Origin of the sequence: Duganella sp. Root1480D1 (assembly GCF_001427305.1) — a bacterium.
In the GTDB taxonomy this organism is placed as follows: Bacteria; Pseudomonadota; Gammaproteobacteria; order Burkholderiales; family Burkholderiaceae_D; genus Rugamonas.
On record NZ_LMFZ01000023.1, the window covers coordinates 34796 to 54850 of the forward strand.

General features: G+C 57.6%; 19 protein-coding genes. 9 read left to right on the plus strand and 10 right to left on the minus strand.

The features are described from left to right. Window positions 1-528 precede the first annotated feature (528 nt). Window positions 529-2433: a PAS domain-containing sensor histidine kinase gene (locus ASD58_RS18275; protein WP_082565512.1), complete on the plus strand. Its 1905-nt coding sequence runs from the start codon at window positions 529-531 to the stop codon at window positions 2431-2433. A 215-nt stretch (window positions 2434-2648) separates the two neighbouring features. On the opposite strand, the gene ASD58_RS18280 is transcribed toward ASD58_RS18275, so the two are convergent. Together ASD58_RS18280 and ASD58_RS18285 are read right to left on the minus strand one after the other, a co-directional pair. Further along, window positions 2649-4730 (minus strand): response regulator, encoded by a 2082-nt coding sequence (locus tag ASD58_RS18280; RefSeq protein WP_082565513.1) that lies wholly within the window; start codon window positions 4728-4730, stop codon window positions 2649-2651. A gap of 281 nt (window positions 4731-5011) precedes the next feature. Beyond that, window positions 5012-6229, minus strand: coding sequence for an RNA-guided endonuclease TnpB family protein (locus ASD58_RS18285; RefSeq protein WP_057262658.1), 1218 nt, complete (start codon window positions 6227-6229; stop codon window positions 5012-5014). A 21-nt stretch (window positions 6230-6250) separates the two neighbouring features. Between ASD58_RS18285 and tnpA the strand changes: the two genes are divergently transcribed. From tnpA to ASD58_RS18305, 4 genes are all read left to right on the plus strand, one after another. Continuing rightward, a complete protein-coding gene (tnpA, locus tag ASD58_RS30625; protein ID WP_082565514.1) occupies window positions 6251-6667 on the plus strand; it encodes an IS200/IS605 family transposase in 417 nt (138 codons plus the stop codon). A 402-nt stretch (window positions 6668-7069) separates the two neighbouring features. Continuing rightward, a complete protein-coding gene (locus ASD58_RS18295) occupies window positions 7070-7375 on the plus strand; it encodes a hypothetical protein (RefSeq protein ID WP_156401354.1) in 306 nt (101 codons plus the stop codon). A 551-nt stretch (window positions 7376-7926) separates the two neighbouring features. Further along, window positions 7927-8151 (plus strand): hypothetical protein, encoded by a 225-nt coding sequence (locus ASD58_RS18300; RefSeq protein WP_057262661.1) that lies wholly within the window; start codon window positions 7927-7929, stop codon window positions 8149-8151. Between the two features lie 452 nt (window positions 8152-8603). Then, window positions 8604-9110, plus strand: a complete 507-nt coding sequence (locus ASD58_RS18305) for a hypothetical protein (RefSeq protein WP_057262662.1) — start codon at window positions 8604-8606, stop codon at window positions 9108-9110. Window positions 9111-9157: 47 nt separating this feature from the next. Here the strand turns inward: ASD58_RS18305 and ASD58_RS18310 are convergent, their stop codons facing one another. Beyond that, complete coding sequence (locus ASD58_RS18310) at window positions 9158-9691, minus strand: DUF1003 domain-containing protein (RefSeq protein WP_057262663.1); 534 nt, start codon at window positions 9689-9691, stop codon at window positions 9158-9160. A 239-nt stretch (window positions 9692-9930) separates the two neighbouring features. Here ASD58_RS18310 and ASD58_RS31340 point away from each other — a divergent pair, with 239 nt between their 5' ends. Beyond that, window positions 9931-10086 (plus strand): hypothetical protein, encoded by a 156-nt coding sequence (locus ASD58_RS31340; RefSeq protein WP_156401355.1) that lies wholly within the window; start codon window positions 9931-9933, stop codon window positions 10084-10086. Window positions 10087-11082: 996 nt separating this feature from the next. Here the strand turns inward: ASD58_RS31340 and ASD58_RS31345 are convergent. From ASD58_RS31345 to ASD58_RS18330, 4 genes are all read right to left on the minus strand, one after another. After that, a complete protein-coding gene (locus ASD58_RS31345) occupies window positions 11083-11304 on the minus strand; it encodes a hypothetical protein (RefSeq protein ID WP_156401356.1) in 222 nt (73 codons plus the stop codon). A 216-nt stretch (window positions 11305-11520) separates the two neighbouring features. Beyond that, window positions 11521-11946 (minus strand): nuclear transport factor 2 family protein, encoded by a 426-nt coding sequence (locus ASD58_RS18320; RefSeq protein ID WP_229210020.1) that lies wholly within the window; start codon window positions 11944-11946, stop codon window positions 11521-11523. Between the two features lie 132 nt (window positions 11947-12078). Continuing rightward, a complete protein-coding gene (locus tag ASD58_RS18325) occupies window positions 12079-12876 on the minus strand; it encodes an SDR family NAD(P)-dependent oxidoreductase (protein ID WP_057262665.1) in 798 nt (265 codons plus the stop codon). 46 nt (window positions 12877-12922) lie between these two features. Next, window positions 12923-13144, minus strand: a complete 222-nt coding sequence (locus ASD58_RS18330; RefSeq protein ID WP_057262666.1) for a hypothetical protein — start codon at window positions 13142-13144, stop codon at window positions 12923-12925. 1327 nt (window positions 13145-14471) lie between these two features. On the opposite strand from ASD58_RS18330, the gene ASD58_RS18335 reads away from it, so the two are divergent. After that, a complete protein-coding gene (locus ASD58_RS18335; protein WP_057262667.1) occupies window positions 14472-14840 on the plus strand; it encodes a response regulator in 369 nt (122 codons plus the stop codon). 362 nt (window positions 14841-15202) lie between these two features. On the opposite strand, the gene ASD58_RS18340 is transcribed toward ASD58_RS18335, so the two are convergent. Genes ASD58_RS18340 through ASD58_RS18350 form a run of 3 tightly spaced genes read right to left on the minus strand, consistent with a single transcriptional unit; the run spans window position 15203 to window position 16898 of the window. Further along, on the minus strand, window positions 15203-15610 hold the full coding sequence (locus ASD58_RS18340; RefSeq protein ID WP_057262668.1) for a cupin domain-containing protein: 408 nt from the start codon (window positions 15608-15610) through the stop codon (window positions 15203-15205). Window positions 15611-15632: 22 nt separating this feature from the next. Next, window positions 15633-16109, minus strand: a complete 477-nt coding sequence (locus ASD58_RS18345) for a carboxymuconolactone decarboxylase family protein (protein ID WP_057262669.1) — start codon at window positions 16107-16109, stop codon at window positions 15633-15635. Window positions 16110-16145: 36 nt separating this feature from the next. Continuing rightward, window positions 16146-16898, minus strand: a complete 753-nt coding sequence (locus ASD58_RS18350) for an SDR family oxidoreductase (RefSeq protein ID WP_057262670.1) — start codon at window positions 16896-16898, stop codon at window positions 16146-16148. A gap of 147 nt (window positions 16899-17045) precedes the next feature. Here ASD58_RS18350 and ASD58_RS18355 point away from each other — a divergent pair, with 147 nt between their 5' ends. Together ASD58_RS18355 and ASD58_RS18365 are read left to right on the plus strand one after the other, a co-directional pair. After that, window positions 17046-18629 (plus strand): winged helix-turn-helix domain-containing protein, encoded by a 1584-nt coding sequence (locus tag ASD58_RS18355; RefSeq protein WP_057262671.1) that lies wholly within the window; start codon window positions 17046-17048, stop codon window positions 18627-18629. A 201-nt stretch (window positions 18630-18830) separates the two neighbouring features. Next, window positions 18831-20048, plus strand: coding sequence for an MFS transporter (locus ASD58_RS18365; RefSeq protein ID WP_057262673.1), 1218 nt, complete (start codon window positions 18831-18833; stop codon window positions 20046-20048). The last annotated feature ends 7 nt before the right edge of the window (window positions 20049-20055 follow it).

Consider the following 20055-nt stretch of genomic DNA (forward strand, 5'->3'; position numbering starts at 1 on the left):
CCAGGCACACTCAGTACAAGTTCCTGAAGGAGCATGGCTCGGTGAATGGGCGCCAACTGCCCTCCGCCCCCAAGTATCGACCAAGGATCGTTGCGCGGCGTGGCATCGGCAAGCCCGCTTACCGCGCACGTTGCTGCCGCCGCAGCCGTTGGGCGGGAAACCCAAGAGGCTGACTGAGCGACGTCTCTGACAGCCGCCAGGTCTTGCAGTTGCCTGCACAGTACCACGCAATGCCCCAGGCTCGTCGCGCACCGAACCTCCACATCCACGATTATGCAGCCGACCATCGATGTATCTGCATACGCTCTCTTTCCGCTGATCTCACCACCCACAGGTGGCAACTGGCGAAAGCTCCCTCACTCACTGATCAGTCGCAGTCCTTGCAGGGATCAAGATGGTAGCACCGCACGATTGACCAACTGTTGCGCAGTCATTACGCTCGCTCTATGCTGTCAATGCGAACCTGGTCGCACCCTGGCGCTGGCGTCTTCGCTAGCCAGAACCCCGACGATGAGAGGCGAACCTTGCATGAATGACTTGGCGCGCCACCGCGAAGCAGAACGCTTCATGCATTTTGTCTACAATGTCACGGACTACGCAGTTTACGCCTTGTCGCCCGAAGGGCTCGTCATGCATTGGAATGCCGGCGCTGAACGATGCCAGGGCCACACCGAGGCTGAACTTCTCGGGAAACACTTCTCCCTGCTTTATCCCGAAGAGGATCGCCGCTCCGGTCATCCGGACCAGGTGTTGCAAATCGCGGCCCAGGGCCGATTCGAAGAAGATGGCTGGCTGGCAAGGAAAGATGGCTCCCGATTCTGGGCGAGCGTGGTGCTGAACCCCATCTCGGATCCCCATGGCGTGCTCCAGGGCTTTGCCGGCATCACGCGCGACATCACCGAACAGAGAAGAAGCCAGGAAGCCGTGCGCGCCACCGAAGCACAATTTCGCTTGCTCGTCCAGGGTGTCACGGACTATGCCATCTACCTCCTCTCCCCCGAGGGTATTGTCACCAACTGGAACGCAGGGGCCGAGCGCATCAAGGGCTACCGGAGTGATGAAGTTGTCGGGACGCATTTCTCCCGCTTCTACACGCCCGAAGACCGCTCCGCCGGATTACCGGATATTGCGCTGCGCACCGCGGCGACCAAGGGCCGGTTCGAACGCGAAGGCTGGCGCATCCGCAAGGACGGCACACGCTTCTGGGCCCACGTCATCATCGACCCGGTGCTCAACCAGATGGGTGAACTGGTCGGATATGCAAAAGTGACCCGCGACGCCACAGAGCGCCGGGAAGCCGAACATGCGCTGGAACAAGCCAAGGATGCCTTGTTCCAGTCGCAGAAAATGGACGCCATTGGCAAGCTGACCGGCGGCATTTCCCATGACTTCAATAACCTGCTCAACATTATCAGCAACGGCCTGCATGTCTTACGCTTGGAAAGCGACCGCCATGCTCGGTTCAAAACCATCGAAGCGATGGAACGGGCAACGAAGCGCGGGACGGCACTCACCCAGCAACTGCTGGCGTTTGCAAGACAGCAGCCAAACAAACTCGAGTGCGTCAATATCAACAAGGCGCTCTCCGCCTTTGAGGCCGTCCTGCGCCGCGCCGTTCCGGGAACGATCAATCTCGACATTCAACTCGGCCCTAGCCTGCCCGACATCCTGGCTGACCTCCCGCAACTGGAAGCGGCAGTCTTGAACCTCGTGGTCAACGCCACGCACGCCATACCCGATACCGGGACCATCACGGTCACCACCGGACTGGCCGAAGTTCAACCTTCTTCAGACCTCACGAAACCGCAAGAACAGGTCCAGGTGCAAGTTCGTGATACGGGGATGGGAATGTCCGAGGAAACAAAGTCCCGTGCCATCGAGCCGTTCTTCACCACCAAGCCGCTCGGCAAGGGGTCTGGTCTTGGTCTAAGCCAGGTCTTCGGCATGACCAGTGATGCCGGTGGCAAACTGGATATTGAATCCAGCCTCGGCCAAGGCACCTGCATTACGCTCAGTTTCCCGGCGATCGGTCAACCGAGTACTTCCGAAGCCAGCGCACATCCCATCGGCAAAGTACTGGTGGTTGACGATCAGGCAGACGTGCTTGACATCACCGCGCAATTGTTCAGGCTGCTCGGATATGAAGTCATTTCAGCAAATAGTGGTGCTGATGCCCTCGACGCTTTGCGTCGCCACGCTGACATTGATGTCCTCTTCAGCGACCTGGTCATGCCTGGTATGACGGGACTCCAACTGGCTTACGCCACCCGTCAGGCACACCCTGATACCGAGATCATCCTCGCCACTGGCCATCCGACCTCAATGATGCGTCAGGAACATCCTGGACTGGAGCAATTCCGTTTGCTCGGCAAGCCCTATACGCTGGAGGACATCGCCCGGCTCCTGGACAGAGGGGTGCGTTGCGTCAGCTGACAATGCCGGTAGGGCGTCACGCGCCACACCCGATCACGCAACGCCCTGGCCATCACTCAGTGATGGCACCACTGACATCGGCTCGGAGGCGCGTTGCAACGCCGCAGGGGCGAAACAGTGAACTGCTGGGTCACACACATTCACTTGCCATCGAAAAACCGCATAACGCTCCAACCAGCATTCGCTTCGCACCTTTGATGTATCCCGATTGCCCCTCAAGAATTCAGATCTGCTCCAGCAGATGCCCTAATTTTGTTCCGCATGACCTGCTCTTCCACTAGGTCCAGCAGATCGCTCAATTGCCCCACCATCACTTCGGCGCGCGCCACATCGCTGCTCGCATCCCCTGGCCCCTGTTGCTCCAGCTCACGGCACAAATCCGCCATGCTGAAAGCACCAGCGCCAAGTGCCGCCGATTTGACGCGGTGGCCGAGTGCACGCACCGCCTGCACGTCGCCACGCGCCAACGCGGCCTCCATGTTGCGGACATCCTCCCGCGTGATTTGCAAAAATTGGTCCACAAATTTCCGCACCTTTTGCAAGTCGTCGCCCAACAGGCTGGCCAGCACCGTTAAATCGATCACGGCCGCGTTGCCGCCTAGTGCACACTTGCGTGCGGACACCGGCGGACGCTGCTGCCACACCCCAACCAGCGCCACACCTTCCGGCAGCCAGTTGGCGATGGTCTGGTACATCCTGGCCGGCTGGATAGGCTTCGATATGAAATCGTCCATGCCGGCATCAATGCAACGCATCCGTGCCTCGGTCGTGGCGGTGGCCGTCATCGCCAACACCGGCATACCAGCCCACTGAGGCGCGGCGCGGATCCGGCGCGTTGCCTCCAATCCATCCATCTGCGGCATTTGCAAGTCCATCAGCACGCAGTCGAAATCGGTTTGGCGCAACAACGTCAACGCCTCGAGGCCATTATTGGCGATACAAACAGTGGCGCCCACTTCTTCCAGCATTTCCTGCGCGATTTGCTGATTGAAGGTATTGTCCTCCACCAGCAGGATACGCGCCGCTTTCGACGCCACCGCGCCCTCGGTGCCATGGCTGCTCGCCAGCATCTCTGCGGCGGCATCATTGAGTTGGTCCAGCAGCATAGGCTTGGACATGAAAGGCACACCGAGCTGTGCGGTGAACCAGAACGTGCTGCCGATTCCGCGCTGGCTGCTGACGCCAACTTCGCCCCCCATCAACTGGGCCAGCTCTTTGCAGATCGCAAGGCCAAGCCCCGTCCCTCCATGTTCACGCGTGGTTGACGTGTCAGCTTGCTGAAACGAGACAAACAACTTCGCGATCTCCGCCTCTGACAGGCCAATACCCTGGTCGCTTACTTCGAATCGAACCAGACAGTCGTGGGTGTCGTCCGCCACCTTGCGCATCCGGACCAGGATCCTGCCGCGCTCGCTGAACTTGATGGCATTATTGGTGTAGTTAATGAGTACCTGCCCCAGTCGAAGCGGATCACCCAACAGCATCGGCGGCAGGTCAGGATCGCGCTCGAACGCCAATTCTAGGTTACGTCCGGCCGCCTTTTGCGCGACCACAGTCGTCACTGTCTGCACCAGGTCGTCGAGCGCAAATTCGACTGCTTGGATTGCCATCTTGCCAGCCTCGATCTTGGAAATGTCGAGGATGTCGTCAATGATGTGCAGCACATGCTCACTGGCGAAACGGATCTTTTCGAGGTAATCGCGTTGCCGCGGTGCGAGCTCGGTTTTCAATGCCAAGTACGCCATGCCAATGACGCAGTTCAACGGAGTGCGGATCTCGTGACTCATATTGGACAGGAACTGTCCCTTGGCCATGCTTGCGGCTTCGGCCAACTGCTTGGCCTGTCGCAGTTCGCTATTCTTGGCTTCAAGCTCCACCTCATGGCGCCTCTCGGCAGTCACATCGTGGTAAATGGTCACAAATCCGCTTACCGTTCCATCCGCGTCAAAGATTGGGCGACCAATGATATTGAGCTGTACGCCATTGGCCATGGTTCGCGTGAAATTGTGCGGCTGGAACTTCAAGCAAAGCTCTACCCGGGCAGCCACCAGGTCGTCGATCGTGCCTGCCCCATAGTCTCCGCGCAACGCCAGGTAACGAAACACTTCGGCCATGGTGACGCCAGGATGCATTACCCCGTCCGGAAACCCTTGCACTTGGCAAAAAGCCGGATTCCAAAACCGTATGGTCAGATCGCGATCAACAATGGTAACCCCGACCGGCATGAACTCCAGGGCAGCAGCCAGCCTGGGGAAATTCAACCTGATGAACTCTTCACTTTGGGCTGTCGATTTCATAAGTCAATCATCCGGCAGCACCATTGAAGATCACTGCGCTGCCTCCAGATGCGATCGCTTGAGATGTGGAAAGGGTATCACGTCCACGGGTATTCGTTAGCGCGCCGAACTCCCCCTGAGCTCTCACTCCTGCACGCCCACTGGTAAGCCCGTTCACGCGACGGTGCTCCTTAACTATCATTCGGCTAGATTCTGTTTCCCGTAATCGGAATATAACCGCTTGCGTGATTGCATCACCAACTCGATGCGACGATCCTTGACCTCCTCCTCGCCCTAAAGCGCTACGCGGCAAATTGCGTAGTCACTTCGGTGGGTTCCTGCTTCACAGAGTGACCTGACTGCGCCAGCTCTCCACAGGCTAACAAGCGGAGCCCCCGCTCTAATATGTTGATCGCGCCGACCACGTCGGCATGGTTCGTATAGCCGCACCCGACACATTGAAAGCGTGCCTGCGTACGGCGGCTTTCGGGCGACACATGACCGCAATCCGGGCAAGTCTGACTCGTATGGTGCGGCGGCACAGCAACCAGGATCCCGCCATTCCAAGCCAATTTATACAGCAGCTGGCGCCTGAACTCGCCCCAGCCCTGATTCAGAATGCTGCGGTTCAGCCCCTGTTTCTGTCTCACCATTTTGCCTGGCTGCTGCGCCGTTCCCTTGGCCGACCTCGTCATGTTTTTGACTTGCAAGTCTTCGATACAGACGATCGCGTGGCTTTTGCTGATCGCCGTGCTGGCCTTATGCAGGAAGTCCCTGCGTATATTGGCAATGCGCGCGTGCAATCTCCGCACACGGGCTTTGGCCTTACGCCAGTTCCGGCTGAATTTCACCTTTCGGCACATTTGCCGTTGATACCTTGCCAGACGCTTTCGATGCCGCTCAAAACAATTCACCGGCACGATGTGCGCGCCATCGTCGAGCTTCGCAAAGTGGACGATTCCCACATCGATACCGACCGCGGAATTCACTACTGGAGCGCAGGGTTCGGCTTCGAGTTGGGTCTGAATTGAAACGAACCATTTTCCGGCAACGCGACTTACCGTCACGTTGCGCAGTTCTCCCACGACGTGGCGGCTATTCCGGTAGCGCATCCAGCCCAGCTTCGGCAGAAAAATCCGGCAATTACTCTGGTCGAGTTTGAACTGTCTGGCGTCCGGGTAGCGGAATGATGCCTGGTCTCCCTTGCGCTTGAAACAAGGGTAGGCAGCCCGCTCCGCAAAGAAATTGCAGAACGCTTGATCCAGATGTTTGAGCGCATGTTGCAATGGATGGCATGGCGCCTCGCGCAGCCAGGGCATTTTCGGATCGTTGCGCCATGTGGTCAAATGCTTTGCCATCGTGACATAGCCGATAAATGGCTCGCCAGCCACGTGGTTTTCTTTGAGCAGTGCCAAGGCTTTATTAAAGACGAACCGGCACGCTCCGGCAAAGCAGCACATTAGGCGTTGTTGTCGGCCATCAGGAACCAGTTCGAATCGGAAGGCTTGTAGACGCAGCATACCTTCACTAAAGTTTGGTCTATGAGCACTTCAAGCGAGCTCCGCCAAGGAAGGCATTGCGTGTTCATGATGCATGTACATTTGGTCTTCGTCACCAAATATCGCCGCAATGTGTTTGCCAAAGAGATACTGGACGACTTGCGTCAGATCTTCGCCCGCGTCTGCGCGGACTTCGAAGCGCAGCTCATCGAATTTGATGGTGAAGATGACCATGTGCACTTGCTGGTGAACTACCCGCCGAGGGTGGCAGTTTCGCGCCTGGTCAACAGCCTCAAGGGTGCATTCAGCCGAGTGATTCAGAATAGAAATTACCCGTCCATCAGGCAAAAACTGTGGGGCGGAGCCTTGTGGTCCCCCTCATATTTTGCCGGGAGCTGCTGCGGCGCCCCACTTGCGGTGATCCAGCAATACATCCAACAACAGCAAACACCACATTAATGCGAAGTAAAGGACGGCGGCGCCGTCCGCGCTCTTGATCCCGCCGTAAACGACGGGGTTTGCCGCGCATTCGATCAATCATAGCAGCTCCCCTTGCGCGACATGGACGCCGGCGTGCCGAATTGCGCAACAACGTTGCCGTAATCGTCGGCGCGGCCGTGGCTCAATCTGAATCCGGCACTTCCCTCACGGCAGCGATTGCTACACACCGCCTCGCATGGACTTGCGCATCATCAATAGTGCCTCGCGACAGCTGTTACTGCGCCTCGCGCGAAGCCGCAAACGTAGGCCCATTGCATCCCGCACACGCCTGTGTGGTCCATGCTGATCCACCAAGCTCTGTGGCATAGTTTGGCTTTACCATGCAAATTCGAATCGACAATCCGACCGGGAGAGCTTACCGTGACAGCCCGCGATACAAGGGATAGCGAGCATCCCACCACTTACATCAAGTCAAATGCAATCGACTTCGCGCGTGAAATGCTCTACCGCCACGCAATCGTGTTGCGGGGCGTCGCCAGGGACATCAAGATCAATAGCAGGTCGTTCATCTTGAAGCGACCTGACAGTTCGCACCTTGTGATCTGGTCCTCGCAAACAGAATTCCTGAACACATCCCCGTCTACTCTCAACGACGCAGAGGTCTTTGTTCGTGGCCGCACCATGAACGGACGCCTCTTGGCAGAATCGATTGCCTCCTCCGAATGAGAACTCGCAAAGATTAGAACAGTGCGCCTTGGTTGTACGTAGAAGGCCGTTTCGACCTGACTTCCCTTCTGTTCCCCCTACCTAGCCTGCCCCCCCTGGTCCCGTTGAGTGCGCGGCGGGCCGAGGTAGGCATTACTATTAATTCGACGCAGCTCGGTAGTTCATCAGGCCTACGCTCGCCCCGGCCAACGGAACTTGCCTGGGCGAGCACTTATTCCTTTTTTGAGCTGGCGATCGCAAGGCAAGAGTTGCGCTCCTTGCCCTGTGGAACCAGGAGCCATGCATGCGCCCATTTCAAGGTTGTATCGGGTAGCCGCGCTGGTTGATGCCGCCGCAAATCGCTCCAGGGCAAGGCTCGATCTGCATCGCGTGTATGGGTTTCGTGAATAGGATGACTGATCGAAGTACCTCATTCGATAAGCATAGTGTCGGCGAATATGGAGGGTTTGACGAAAATCAATCTTACGCAAGATGCGGGTTACCAAGTATTGCGGAGCAATTGTGCGCAATGCTAGACTTTTCGTAACGCATCATCAACATTCGCACTCATCATGCCGACCTGGGAAATTTGCTACGTCGACCGTGAATTGAAACGGCACGTGATCTCCATCTTATCCGACGACAAACCGACCCTCAGCGCAGCAGCGACCATTGTCCAAACGCGCGTGACAGGACGCCATGCCCGCGAAGCATACCTGTTGAACTTCCCCTTGGATCCGATCGTTTTTCTGTTGGCTCGCGGCATCGTCATCACCGCCGTTGATCCGAGCCAGTAAGGCGGAAAATCCGATATCCCCCCGACGCCGTTGTCGCTTGATTGACATGGCTGTCGTAACTCGGCCCCCGATCAACTTGCCGGTGTTGGCGCCTGACCAGAGCGACCATGAATTACTTTGCGCTACTTTGGATGCTTGCTAAATTAAATTCTGGAGAGATTGGTCGGGGTTCAGTCCCTGCCTGACGCACATCCCGTCACTCCTCCACACACTCAGAAGTGCTTCGCAGTAGTGGTCTGCCCTTCGCGTAGCTAACTTTAGGTCAACCATTTATCGAGGCCCGCGCGCCGCGAACCGCAACGCGCATAGCATTTGAAGACCATGACTATCGTGTCGCCGAATCGATCCATATATATGCTTAGGCGATGGCGTGTCCCCATGCTATCGTCAATGGCTGCCCTGACTATATCGATTCCAGTCCGCAGCAGTGCAATCACTGAAGCGGAGGCTATATGAAAGATTTCACTCGGCCCGACGAAGGCATGGCCTTGGCCGTCGATACAGCGATCAAAATGGCGACATCTTCCGGATGCTTACTCACATGGCAATACCTGCAAATGCACGCAGTTCCAAAAGGTGTGGCGACGCGGGTACTCTCCCAGAATGGCCCACGGCGCGCTTCAACCTCCAATGGCCGAGACATGTTACGGGAGCAGGGCCCAGCGAACGGCGAGGAAGGTGCCGAACAGGCGACAAAACTGGCTGCGACAGGATTGCGAACCGTCCTAAAGTTCCGCTTACCCAGGACAAATATCACGCTTTCCGAAACGATCGATCAGGCTATCGAGATGATGGGGGTTCACAATCGGTTCTACGCTGAAGCACTATTGCGCATCCATGCCGTCCAAACACCAGTCATCATGCGGGTGCTATTTGACGCGGCACGCCGACGGAGCATTGCCTCACCAACCATTCCTCTAGCGCCAGCACGTGGCATTCGATTGCTGCACTCAGTCTGAAGCAAAATCCCCACAACGGGACGCGATAGTAACAGAAGCGCAACTCGTCAATCTCTGCCTTTTCGCGTGGCGTCCTGAACAAGGTGACGGTGGATTTCGGCCGTCAACGTTTCGATTCGCTCTGCCATCGCCCTGGTGATTTCTGTCAGCTCAGTGTTCTGACGGAGCAGCTCCAACGTTTGCGCGGAATGCTTGGTCGATGCGACGGCGATCGCCTCGCGGTGCTTGGCGTCGGCTTCAGAGTGCGCCTTGTCCCGCGCCGCTTGGCGCGTTTGTGCTAACAAGATAAGCGGTGCAGCATAGGCCGCCTGCAAGCTAAATACCAGATTCAGGAGGATGAAGGGGTAGACGTCAAAATGAACCAACCCAAAGACACTGGCTGCAATCCACGTGGCGACAATGATGGATTGCAGGCCAAGAAAAAGTGAGGTGCCAAGGAAGCGCGCAAAGGCTTCCGCCTTCAGCCCGAACGCGTCACTCCCAAACGTCTTGGATAAGTGTTCGTGCTGGCGATGAAAACGCAAATGATCGACATGTGATTCACCTGCCGAAGACAAGTTTTCGGTTTGAGATGAGTTCATACAAGCTCCCGACGTGCCCGGAAATGATTCGCTCACTATAGCTCACCTTGGGATCGCAATTCCCAGCTCGCTACCGTGGTGGGCATCGACGATCACTGCACCAACGCGCCAGCGAGTTAGGGCGTACACTGAATACGAGTCATGACGTAGAAGCGCGGCCAAGGACATCACGCGCCAGGCGTTCCATCGCCAGTCGACCAGTGCACGCACGATGTCCTAATACGTTGAAGGAGAACATCATGAACAGTACAAAGAAAGTCCAGGACCCAACGCCTCAAAAAGCGTTCCCTGGCAAAACAGGCGACATCAACAAGCAGCAGCAGAAAGCCACCCAGAATGAAGTCGCAGGTCGACATAAAAATGACGGCATCATGGGGCATCGTGGCACGCGCTGAGGTCGATGGGAGACATATTTTCCAGCCCGACGATCTCAACTCATTGCCGTAACGCTTTTTCATTCACGCCTGAGGCTGCTGTGCAGCTATGCGCCATCCTCAGCGAGTCGCTGCATGATGACTGCCGGCAGTCTGGCTGCAAAAATATTGAAGTCAATCTTACTTTTGCCTCGCGGTGGTGGAAGTCCTGCCTGAAAACAGCGAGGAATTCACGCTCCATTTTGTTTACCCCAGTCGGCACCACATTCCTCGTGCCGTTCGCCTGCTCACCGAATTTGCTATCAGTGATGCTGGAACGGGGCATGATGGTCCCGCCGAAGCCTACGACGCAAATCGGTACGTAGCAATGGACATCATGTCAGCATTTGGCGACTAAACAAGTGCCAAGATTCGATATCGCGCTTGATGACGGCGTGAATGGTCAAAAGAGCTCTTCGACGCGCGACATCGAGAAGCGTTGGCCGAAATCACTTGCGCGCTGTCGCCCGGATGCACCATCAGTCCCAATTAGCAACGGTCCCTGGCGTTAATACCAGGGCGCACAGTGTTGTCATGATACTATTTTCTTTCCAGCAAGGGAGGTCACCGTGCTTTTCCATTGCATGACTCGGCACGGCTTTGCTTCTGCGAGCGTCGTTCGCACCGGTGATCTAGTTGACATCGATGTGCAATGCCAGGGTAGTCGCGTCGCCCTACCTGGCGTTCGCTTCATGATCCGCTTCCACGCGCCGAGAGTGAATGGGATCGATCGGAACACATCGGGAAAGCACTTTGCGTTGTTAGGGCTCTCGCAATTCAACTTCACTAAGAATCCTAAACCCTGCACCTCGACGCAATACTCGTTCGACGACCTGGTTCTTGATGATTCGTTGATCCTCAGCGAAGCTGTGTGAGCCAGATGTAGCTTGGTGTTTCTTCGCTTTAGTCAGCAATACTGTTCCCGTTGAGTCCACAGGCAACTATTCGATGCCAGTTTGCGCAAAGCGGGCTTTTTGGCTAGGCGCTGTTGCGCCTGTCGGCATCATTAACGGCACCAGATGGGCGTCGCGAGTTCGGGTAGGCAAGTACCCGTTCTATGACATCGAGCGGCGCTCCGCAGTTCACTAAATAGCGTCGCGCCTCATCAATGCCCGCAATGAACTTCAGCGATTTTCCGCACTGCACTTTGGCCGCCATTTTGACGTCGTGGCGCCTCCCAAAATTCTGAGATTCTTCCATATCGAATCCCCTTTGCTGTGGAGTTTAATATCGCACCTGGGAATTGGAATTTCCAGGTCGCACTCGCACGTACCGCATGGACATTTCAGCGGCATAGTATGTCTGCGGCTAACAGATCGACCTCAGCAGCACCGCTCTCCTTATCGCCTGCCGCCAACAAATGATCGATATCAGGCTCATCCAACAGGCTGCAACCGCAATCGCTGGAGCGGTCGACTAAACAACCGAACTGCTATGGGCGACGACGAGCTGCCAAGTACCGTCTGGCAACGAACGCCAAACCCGCGTGTACCGCAGATCCAACCTAAACTCCAGACCACCATACGTGCCGGACACCTTCATGCGGACCGACACAACGATGCATTGGTCATCTCCTCTTAGGTCCGGCTCAGATGGTTCAAGCGCGTGAAATGCTAGAACACCGGATCGGTGCAACCCGAGCTCGTCCTCCTTGCTGAACAGTTGTCCAAATTGATTAGTGAAGATAAAGTTGGGCGAAATCAATTCATCAAGGACCTCGGTGTCGGATGCCAACATCGCCAGTCGCAGCCGTCCCTCCTTCGCCCGGATTTGCTGCCTCGGGTCGGTGGTCAAAAAAATCTGGTGACTCATGCTGGCGTTAAAGGAAAAGTTGCTGGGCATGGGGCTGCGCTTCTGCAGTGCCAGAGATCGAACGCTACTGCCTACATCACACCGTTCGCGTTCTGGCGCGTCCCCCACCGGTTATCAATCGCTAACGGCATCCCCTGCAAAGGACCATGCATTGCTGTCATCCTAGTCCGGCAATGAACCACAGGTCAGGTTGGCAATAGCGCCGGTCATGGCGCCCCCTCCATCTGATACGGCAAACGCAGCAAATGCGCTGAGCTGGGCCAGCGTTGGCAGGCGGCCGAGCAAGGTGGCACCATCCGCTCGCGCTTGCAGGAATGCTTCCACGCTGATGCCCATCTTGCGCGCCATGCCTTCGAACGCTGCCGTGGCATGCGACGCGGGCACGGCTTCCGGAATCGCATCGGAACGAATGCATATCACCCGGATGCCGTCGCGCCCCAGTTCACCGGCAAGGATACGTGACATGGCTTCAACCGCCGCGCTGCTCGTGCCGTTGCCAAGAAAGCCGGCACCTGAGAGGCGCGCACCAGGCGTCGACAAGGTCACGATGACGCCCGATTGTTGTGGCGCCATAAAGCGCGCCGCCGCCTGAGCGGTGAGGAAGATCGTACGCGTGTAGGCGCGCACGGGGAGCTGGAAGTCCTCATATGACAAGTCCGCAAACGGCACTCCCTGCACATGCGGGATACCTACCGCATTGAACATGACATCAATGCCGCCCGCCTGTTCCGCGACGGCACGTGCGTGATGCCAGACCGATTCTTCATCGAGTGCATCGACGCGGGCGGCGTGTGCACTTCCGCCTTCGGCGCGTAATTCCTGCGCCAGCGCATCAAGCTTCTCCAGCGTACGGCCGGCCAGGAACAATTGAGCACCCTCGCGCGCGAAGGTGCGCGCGACAGCACTGCCAATGGCGCCTGCGGCGCCGTGGATGATGCAGCGTTTCCCTTGTAAAATCATGATCGACTCCTGGGTGAAAGGCGAACTTGTCAGTCACATACGGGATTCAATCCTCACTGTAGGCCATTTTGATCGCGAGCTTGAAGGCGTACTTTGAATAGGGGTCACCAGATGGTGTTCTTCCCTGCCCGCCTGTCACGATGGCCATGAACTGATTGGCCGCAGCAGATCGCGTCGGCGACTCCTGGATGCAGCGTTCGGCGATGTGCATCAACTCCGGGGTTTCCTGAATATACCTGGCAACCCGCGCATCGACGGCAAGTGACATGGCTTTTCAACCTCGTGAAGATGAGACTTGAATATAAGTCAACCTCCACCACTTGCACAAGCACTGCGGCACCACATGAGTCCACCGCTAACGGATTGCCCAACTCAGTCTGCCTTGCATACTGTCAGCGGAAACCGCTCAACTGATGGGCGCCTGCCAAGCGACAGGCGCATGCAAACGCGCTTGAAAGTCATTTGCGGGCGTCGCGTGCGGCAGCATCTCACAGCACGACTAGTATGGCCAGATGACCAGGCCCACTGACTACCACCTTACTGCTGAAATAATGTCGCGTGCACTTTTAACGCGGGAGAAGTACGGCCAGGACGCGGCGTTTCGTGCGGCGGTGGACGAAGGCATGGAAGCCGCGCTGGCCGCAACGGTGCTCATGCGGGCCGACGCACGGATCGCATTGGGTACCCCTGGACGACGTTCAGACCGTCGCCTTACGCAACGGCCTCAGCCATAACCGCAAATGGTGATTGACTCCCCGCGCTCGCACGTATGGTCACAGAAAGACAGTTTCGCGTGTCCCGCACCAAAGGCATAGCACGTCTCGCGACTACACCGGCCTATTCCATCTGCGGTACCGGCTCAGGGCTGGGCCTGTCAATGCCGGCTCGTCGGAGTATGTCGCATGTCGAAGGCGATGGCGCGCCTTCCGGGCCTTGCATGCTCGCCAGGAATTCGAACACTTGGCGATAGTCATATCCCTGGTGAACCAGGAACGTCCATGCGCGCACGGAGCCAGCGAAACGGTTGACAATGCAGGCCTGAGCCGCGCAGTCATCGGAAATAGTGGAGACCTGCATCATGATGTCTTTCGTGAGTCGGCGGGGCGGGGCCGGCTATCGGAAAAAGCGCTGCAGGCGATTGGGCAACGTCGACAAATTCTCACACATTTCCACAATCGGCGCGAGAATTCTGGCGAAACGTTGATGCAATTTCGCAACTGTATTGGTGTGTTTGTCAATATTATGTTTTATATTGAACTCGACGGACGCCGGTCGCCAGGTGCCATCGAAATGTGCGCCAATGATCGGTCTTTGACGGCCCCGTTCCGGGCACTTTCACATCGAGTGACGCAGGTCGGGAGCTGAATCATTTCCATCGTTCTTGTTGCGCTCGAGCTCAGGTTCGCATCCAGGCGGTGACAGCGCACAGCTGTGCGACTGCAACTGCTTTTCCACTGGCATGGTATGGTGCTGATGAACTTGCCTCGCCTACACGCGGCGCCCCGGATGCAGTGCACTATTTCGAACGTTGACGATCAACCGTTCGACAGTGCTGGTCGCAGGTGCCGGATACTCTCCCTTTTCGAGGTGATGACATGGCCCGCATATTGATTATCGAAGATTCGCCATTAAACATGGAGATGCTCACTGTCTTGCTTTCAAACGAGGGCCATGAGCTGCTTCTTGCGGCACGCGCACTTCCCGGTATCGAGATTGCCCGCAGCCAGCCGTTGGACCTGATACTGATGGACATCACCATGCCAGGTGTCGACGGCATCGAGGCCGCAACGATGCTACGCGCACACCCAATAACGCGCTCCGTTCCACTGATTGCGGTAACGGCCCTGGCCATGGACGGCGACCGGGAACGTATTCTCGCCGCTGGCTTTGATGACTATATTGCGAAGCCGTTTGATCATGGCCAACTTCTGCAAAAGGTCGCGCATTTCACCGACCGCGGTTAACGGCGATCCTCACACCATCCTTGCACTGCAGTGTATCAACTCGCTTCGCTGCCGTTAAGTATCTTGCCGTACAGACCACAGGACGACTCCGTGCTACAAGAAAATTAGCTAACCTGGATGGAGATCATCATGAAGACGCTAATTATCCTATGTTGCGCAGTCCTCGGTTTAAGTGGCTGCGTCGTTTCGCCACTTTACGGTGTCGACGGACGGTACCACAGCCGAAGTTATGAGCGCAGGGACCGCGATTACAACTATTATCATGACTACCGTTTTCGAGACAGCAGAGAATATCAATAGCACTGGTGACGCCACTTTGCGGGCATGGGCCAGTCCAGCCAGGCGGACTGGCCACTTCGGCGCTATTGGGCCGGCAATACAATCTGCGCGCCCTTATGCTTTAGCAGGAAGACCAGAAACTTGGCGGGTGCCGTAGCGCTGGCGTTGCGAGACACCGTGTGGATATCGGCCGGTCCTTCATAAAAGGTCTCGCCCGGCATGAGAGTCACGTTTTTTCCACCGCGCAGTCCCATCACAATCGAACCCTCGAGCACGTAGACGAAGGCGTGCGCATTGTGCCTGTGGATGGGACTTTCACCTCCCGGCGGATAGTTCACCGTGATGAGCGTCGCCTCCTTGCCCGGATAGTCGGCAAGCACCTTGGTCATCAGCGGCGTCACTTGCGCGTCCGGATGCGCCGGTTCAGCGTTGGCAATGTTGCCCGCGCCCGTCGCCAGCAGCACGGCAAAAGCGAATTTCAGAGATTTCATGGCATTCCCCTTTTTCACAACATCACAAGCCCGACTTGTCCACGCCGAACGCCTTGTCATAGGCGCCTGGAACGAGACGGAAACCGACGTTGATACGGTTCCAGGCGTTGATCGACATCACCAGGAAGGTGAGATCAGACAGTTCTTTCTCGGACAGATGGGCGCGGACATGGTCGTAGACGCTATCGGACACGCCGTCCGCGGGATTCTTCGTCAGAATTTCGGTCCATTCCAGGGCCGCCCGTTCGCGTTCATTGAACAGGTTGGATTCGCGCCAGGTGGCGACGTGATGCAGTCGCAGTGCACCCTCACCGTGCATGGTGGCTTCCTTGACGTGCATGTCCACACAGAAGGCGCAGCCGTTGATTTGGGATGCCCGGATGTCGACCAGGTCGCGGATGGATTCCTCAATCGCTGACTGCTTGAGGGCCAAGCTGAAGTCGACGAACTTCTTGAACAGTTCCGGCGATTGCTTCATGTAGTCGATACGCTGTGTCATGATGGGACCTCTTGGGTTGGTGGGTGATTTGGGTGGTTAGCGGGCGGACGGGTGCAGCAACCAATTCTGGAAACGGGTCGGACCGATGCGTGGGTTGTCACCGGTGACCAACGAACGGTCATTCAGTTCGGCCCCGAAATAGCGCGCATGCACGTCGGCGATGACCTCGTGCGTGTCGCCCCGAGCGGCGAGGAATTTGCGCGCAAGCTCGTCGAGCGGGAAGCGGTCTGGGCCGCCGAGTTCGATCATGCCATTGAGCGGGGCACCCACGGCGAGATCGGCCAGCACGGCACAAACGTCGTCCGCTGCGACGGGCTGAATCAGCGCTGGCGAAAGCCGTATTGCGCTGCCATCCGCGCCAGAATGGACGATGCTCTCCACAAACTCGAAGAACTGCGTGGCGCGCAGGATGGTGTAAGGCACGCTGGATGCCTCAATCAAGGCTTCTTGGGCGGCCTTGGCGCGCATGTAGCCGCTGTCGGTCAGGCGGTCGGCGCCCACGACCGACAGTGCAAGGTGATGCTGCACACCAGCCTCGGCTTCCGCAGCCAGCAGATTGCGGCTTGATGCCTGGAAGAAGTCCATTACGGCCTGGTCTTCGAACGAAGGCGAGTTGGCCACGTCGATCACCACTTGGGCCCCGGCAAGGGCGGCTGCCAGGCCTTCTCCAGTGACTGCGTTCACGCCAGAGCGGGGCGATGCCGCGATGATCTCATGGCCGATGAGGCGCAGACGGTTGACCACGTTCGAACCAATCAGGCCGTTACCGCCGATCACGACAATTTTCATTGCTATCTCCTGTAGAGTGGACTTTTCCGCCATCTGCATGGCGCTAAGCGATGTAGTCAGTATGCGTCGCCGTCCACAGCAATACTTTGGCGATCCCTTGCGATACCATTGGTTTTCACTTGGATATTCATTGAGAAGGTGCCCCGAATGCTTTTAGTGTTTGACGACTGCGTGCTCGACCTGGATCGGCGCGAACTCAAGCGTGCCGAGGTGGCCGTTGCCATCCCCCCCAAAGTCTTCGACCTGTTGGCCTATCTGGCCTGCCAGCGTGAGCGCGTCGTCAGCCGCACCGACCTCATCGATAGCGTATGGGATGGGCGCGTCGTTTCGGAGTCGACGCTGGCTAGCCACATCAATGCGGTGCGCAAAGCGGTCGGTGACGATGGCCAGCAGCAACGGGTGATCCGGACCATGGCGCGCAAAGGATTCCGCTTTACTGCCACTGTCCAGGTGGCCGGCGCGGAGACCGGCACTGGCCAATTGAGCAGCGACTCCAACTGGTTGCCCGACGGCGCAGTGTTGCCCCCTCCCTTGGCCGACAAGCCGTCGATTGCCGTGCTGCCTTTCGTGAACCTGAGTGGCGATCGTGAACAGGACTATCTGGCCGACGGAGTCGTGGAGGACATTATTGCCGCGCTATCGCGCTACCGCTGGCTGTTTGTCGTGGCACGCAATTCGAGCTTCACCTACAAAAACCGGAACATCGACGTCAAGCAGATCGGTCGCGAGTTGGGCGTGCGCTATGTACTCGAAGGCAGTTGGCGCAACGCGCAGAACCACTTCCGGGTCACGGGACAGTTGATTGAAGCAGCCACTGGCGGGCACCTATGGGCGGACCGCTTCGAAGGTGTAATGGGCGACATCTTCAAATTCCAGGATCAGATGACTGAGAACGTCGTCGGGGCAATCGCACCGCAGCTTGAGCAGGCGGAGATCGCGCGCGCACGGCATAAGGCCACCGAAAGTCTTGACGCCTATGATTACTACCTGCGAGGCATGGCCCAACTCCATGCTGGCACCAGGGACAGCATCCGACAAGCGTTGCCGCTGTTCCAGTGTGCGCAGGAGGCCGATCCGGAATTCGCGTCGGCCTATGCGATGGCGGGCTGGTGCTATTGCTGGCGCAAGGTCAATCGTTGGATGGACGACCCGGCGCTGGAATACGCGGAAGGGGTGCGGCTCGCACGACGTGCCGTCGAACTGGGGAAAAACGATGCGGTCGCGCTCACCCGCGGCGGACACACGCTGGCGCATCTTGCCGGCGATTTCCACGGCGGGATCGCCTTGTTGGATAAGGCGCTGCTGCTCAATCCCAACCTTGCGGCGGCGTGGTTCCTGGGGGCTTATTTGCGGCTATGGCATGGAGAAACCGCCTCCTCCATGACGTATTTTGAGCGCGCGATGCGCCTGAGCCCGCTCGACCCAGAGTTATACCGTATGCAAGCAGGTATGGCGGCGGCGCACTTGTTTGAGCGTCATTATGACGAAGCGACGGCGTGGGCGGAGAAGGCATTCCGCGAGTTGCCGAGCTTTTTGCTGGTAGCGGTCGTTCTCGCTGCCTGCCATGCCTTCTCGGAACGTGTCTCCGACGCGCAGCGGGCAATGGACCATGTGCGCAAGCTGGCCCCAGACCTTCGTCTGTCCAACCTCACGGACTGGCTGCCGATCCACAACCCGGAAAATCTCGCCATCCTGGTTGACGGATTACGGAAGGCTGGACTTCCGGCCTGATGGATGCCATCCGCATGGAACTCATGAGAACATGGCGTCAATTCGCAGTGAAGGGACAACCACGGTTCGCCTTGGCCAAATCGCTCGACACTTGCGCCAAGGCTGTTAACAAAGGGCTAACACCTCCGTTCTTGAGTCTGGCCCCTGCGTGCGCCACCAGGAACGCGCTGGACGCCGCAAGCAATTGGGCGCACCAGTACCATGTCTGAGCTCAACATCCATCGCCTGCTCTGGGCACGTAGCCTGCGCGGCCTTGCGGACGGCTATGTCAGCATCCTCCTTCCTGTCTACCTCAGCTTGCTCGGCATGAGTCCGTTCCAGCTCGGGCTCATCGCCACCGCCACCCTGTTTGGCTCGGGCATCATGACCTTGTGGGTGGGCGCGCTGGCGCGGCGCTATCCCTATCGCAGCCTGTTGCTGGCCGCCGCCGCATTAATGGCCGGTACTGGCCTTGGTTTTGCGACCGTCACCGACTTTTGGCCTTTGCTGCTCATTGCGTTCGTCGGTACGCTGAATCCTTCCAGCGGCGATGTGAGCGTATTTCTTCCGCTCGAACATGCTTTCCTGGCGCAATCGGTGGAAGACCGAAGTCGGACAGCGACGTTTGCACGCTACAGTCAGGTTGGGACGTTGGTCGCGGCGGTGGGCAGCCTGCTGGCGGGAGCTCCAGCCCTGCTGGCGTCAGCCATCCATCTGGACATGAAGCTGGCCCACCAGCTCATGTTCGCGCTATACGGCATCGCCGGCGGGCTGTCCGCCTGGATTTACCGAAGTTTGCCGGCTCAGCAAGCGAGCGCGGTAACGGCTCCAGCAGCGCCGTTCGCCCAACCGCGGAAGTCCATTTACATCCTGGCTGCCTTGTTTTCGGTGGATGCCTTCGGTGGTGGCTTCGTTGTGCAATCACTACTCGCCTTGTGGCTTTTTCAAAAGTTTCAGCTCTCGTCCCTGATGGCTGGCCTGATCTTTTTCTGGACTGGTGTCCTGGCAGCCCTGTCCTATCTGGTAGCAGTCCGCATTGCTGGCAGGTATGGGCTGGTCAATACCATGGTATTTACGCACCTGCCATCAAGCCTGCTACTGATCGCAATACCATTCATGCCCACGTTGGAGTGGGCCCTGGCACTGCTATTCATGCGTAGCGCGTTGTCACAAATGGACGTTCCGACCCGCAGTTCCTTTGTGATGGCGATCGTGCCCGCGCATGAACGCTCTGCGGCTGCCAGCGTGACCTCGGTTCCTCGCAGCTTGGCAGCTGCCGCCAGCCCAGTGCTGGCCGGCTATTTGCTAGGAATTTCGACGTTTGGCTGGCCACTCGTGATCGGTGGTGGGCTGAAGATCGTCTACGATCTGCTGCTGTATGCCCTATTCCGCCATGTGCCGGTGCCCGAAGAGGAGTGCGTCAAGCGGCCCTTTTCGTGAAATCGCA

Bases quoted from the DNA above. Each gene is read 5' to 3' on its own strand.
- ASD58_RS18275 (WP_082565512.1), top strand. From the start codon at position 529: ATGAATGACTTGGCGCGCCACCGCGAAGCAGAACGCTTCATGCATTTT.
- ASD58_RS18325 (WP_057262665.1), bottom strand. From the start codon at position 12,876: ATGATTTTACAAGGGAAACGCTGCATCATCCACGGCGCCGCAGGCGCC.
- ASD58_RS18350 (WP_057262670.1), bottom strand. From the start codon at position 16,898: ATGAAAATTGTCGTGATCGGCGGTAACGGCCTGATTGGTTCGAACGTG.
- ASD58_RS18320 (WP_229210020.1), bottom strand. From the start codon at position 11,946: ATGCCCAGCAACTTTTCCTTTAACGCCAGCATGAGTCACCAGATTTTT.
- ASD58_RS18365 (WP_057262673.1), top strand. From the start codon at position 18,831: ATGTCTGAGCTCAACATCCATCGCCTGCTCTGGGCACGTAGCCTGCGC.
- ASD58_RS18335 (WP_057262667.1), top strand. From the start codon at position 14,472: ATGGCCCGCATATTGATTATCGAAGATTCGCCATTAAACATGGAGATG.
- tnpA (WP_082565514.1), top strand. From the start codon at position 6,251: ATGAGCACTTCAAGCGAGCTCCGCCAAGGAAGGCATTGCGTGTTCATG.
- ASD58_RS31340 (WP_156401355.1), top strand. From the start codon at position 9,931: ATGAACAGTACAAAGAAAGTCCAGGACCCAACGCCTCAAAAAGCGTTC.
- ASD58_RS18330 (WP_057262666.1), bottom strand. From the start codon at position 13,144: ATGTCACTTGCCGTCGATGCGCGGGTTGCCAGGTATATTCAGGAAACC.
- ASD58_RS18310 (WP_057262663.1), bottom strand. From the start codon at position 9,691: ATGAACTCATCTCAAACCGAAAACTTGTCTTCGGCAGGTGAATCACAT.
- ASD58_RS18285 (WP_057262658.1), bottom strand. From the start codon at position 6,229: ATGCTGCGTCTACAAGCCTTCCGATTCGAACTGGTTCCTGATGGCCGA.
- ASD58_RS18305 (WP_057262662.1), top strand. From the start codon at position 8,604: ATGAAAGATTTCACTCGGCCCGACGAAGGCATGGCCTTGGCCGTCGAT.
- ASD58_RS18355 (WP_057262671.1), top strand. From the start codon at position 17,046: ATGCTTTTAGTGTTTGACGACTGCGTGCTCGACCTGGATCGGCGCGAA.
- ASD58_RS18280 (WP_082565513.1), bottom strand. From the start codon at position 4,730: ATGAAATCGACAGCCCAAAGTGAAGAGTTCATCAGGTTGAATTTCCCC.
- ASD58_RS18345 (WP_057262669.1), bottom strand. From the start codon at position 16,109: ATGACACAGCGTATCGACTACATGAAGCAATCGCCGGAACTGTTCAAG.
- ASD58_RS18300 (WP_057262661.1), top strand. From the start codon at position 7,927: ATGCCGACCTGGGAAATTTGCTACGTCGACCGTGAATTGAAACGGCAC.
- ASD58_RS31345 (WP_156401356.1), bottom strand. From the start codon at position 11,304: ATGGAAGAATCTCAGAATTTTGGGAGGCGCCACGACGTCAAAATGGCG.
- ASD58_RS18340 (WP_057262668.1), bottom strand. From the start codon at position 15,610: ATGAAATCTCTGAAATTCGCTTTTGCCGTGCTGCTGGCGACGGGCGCG.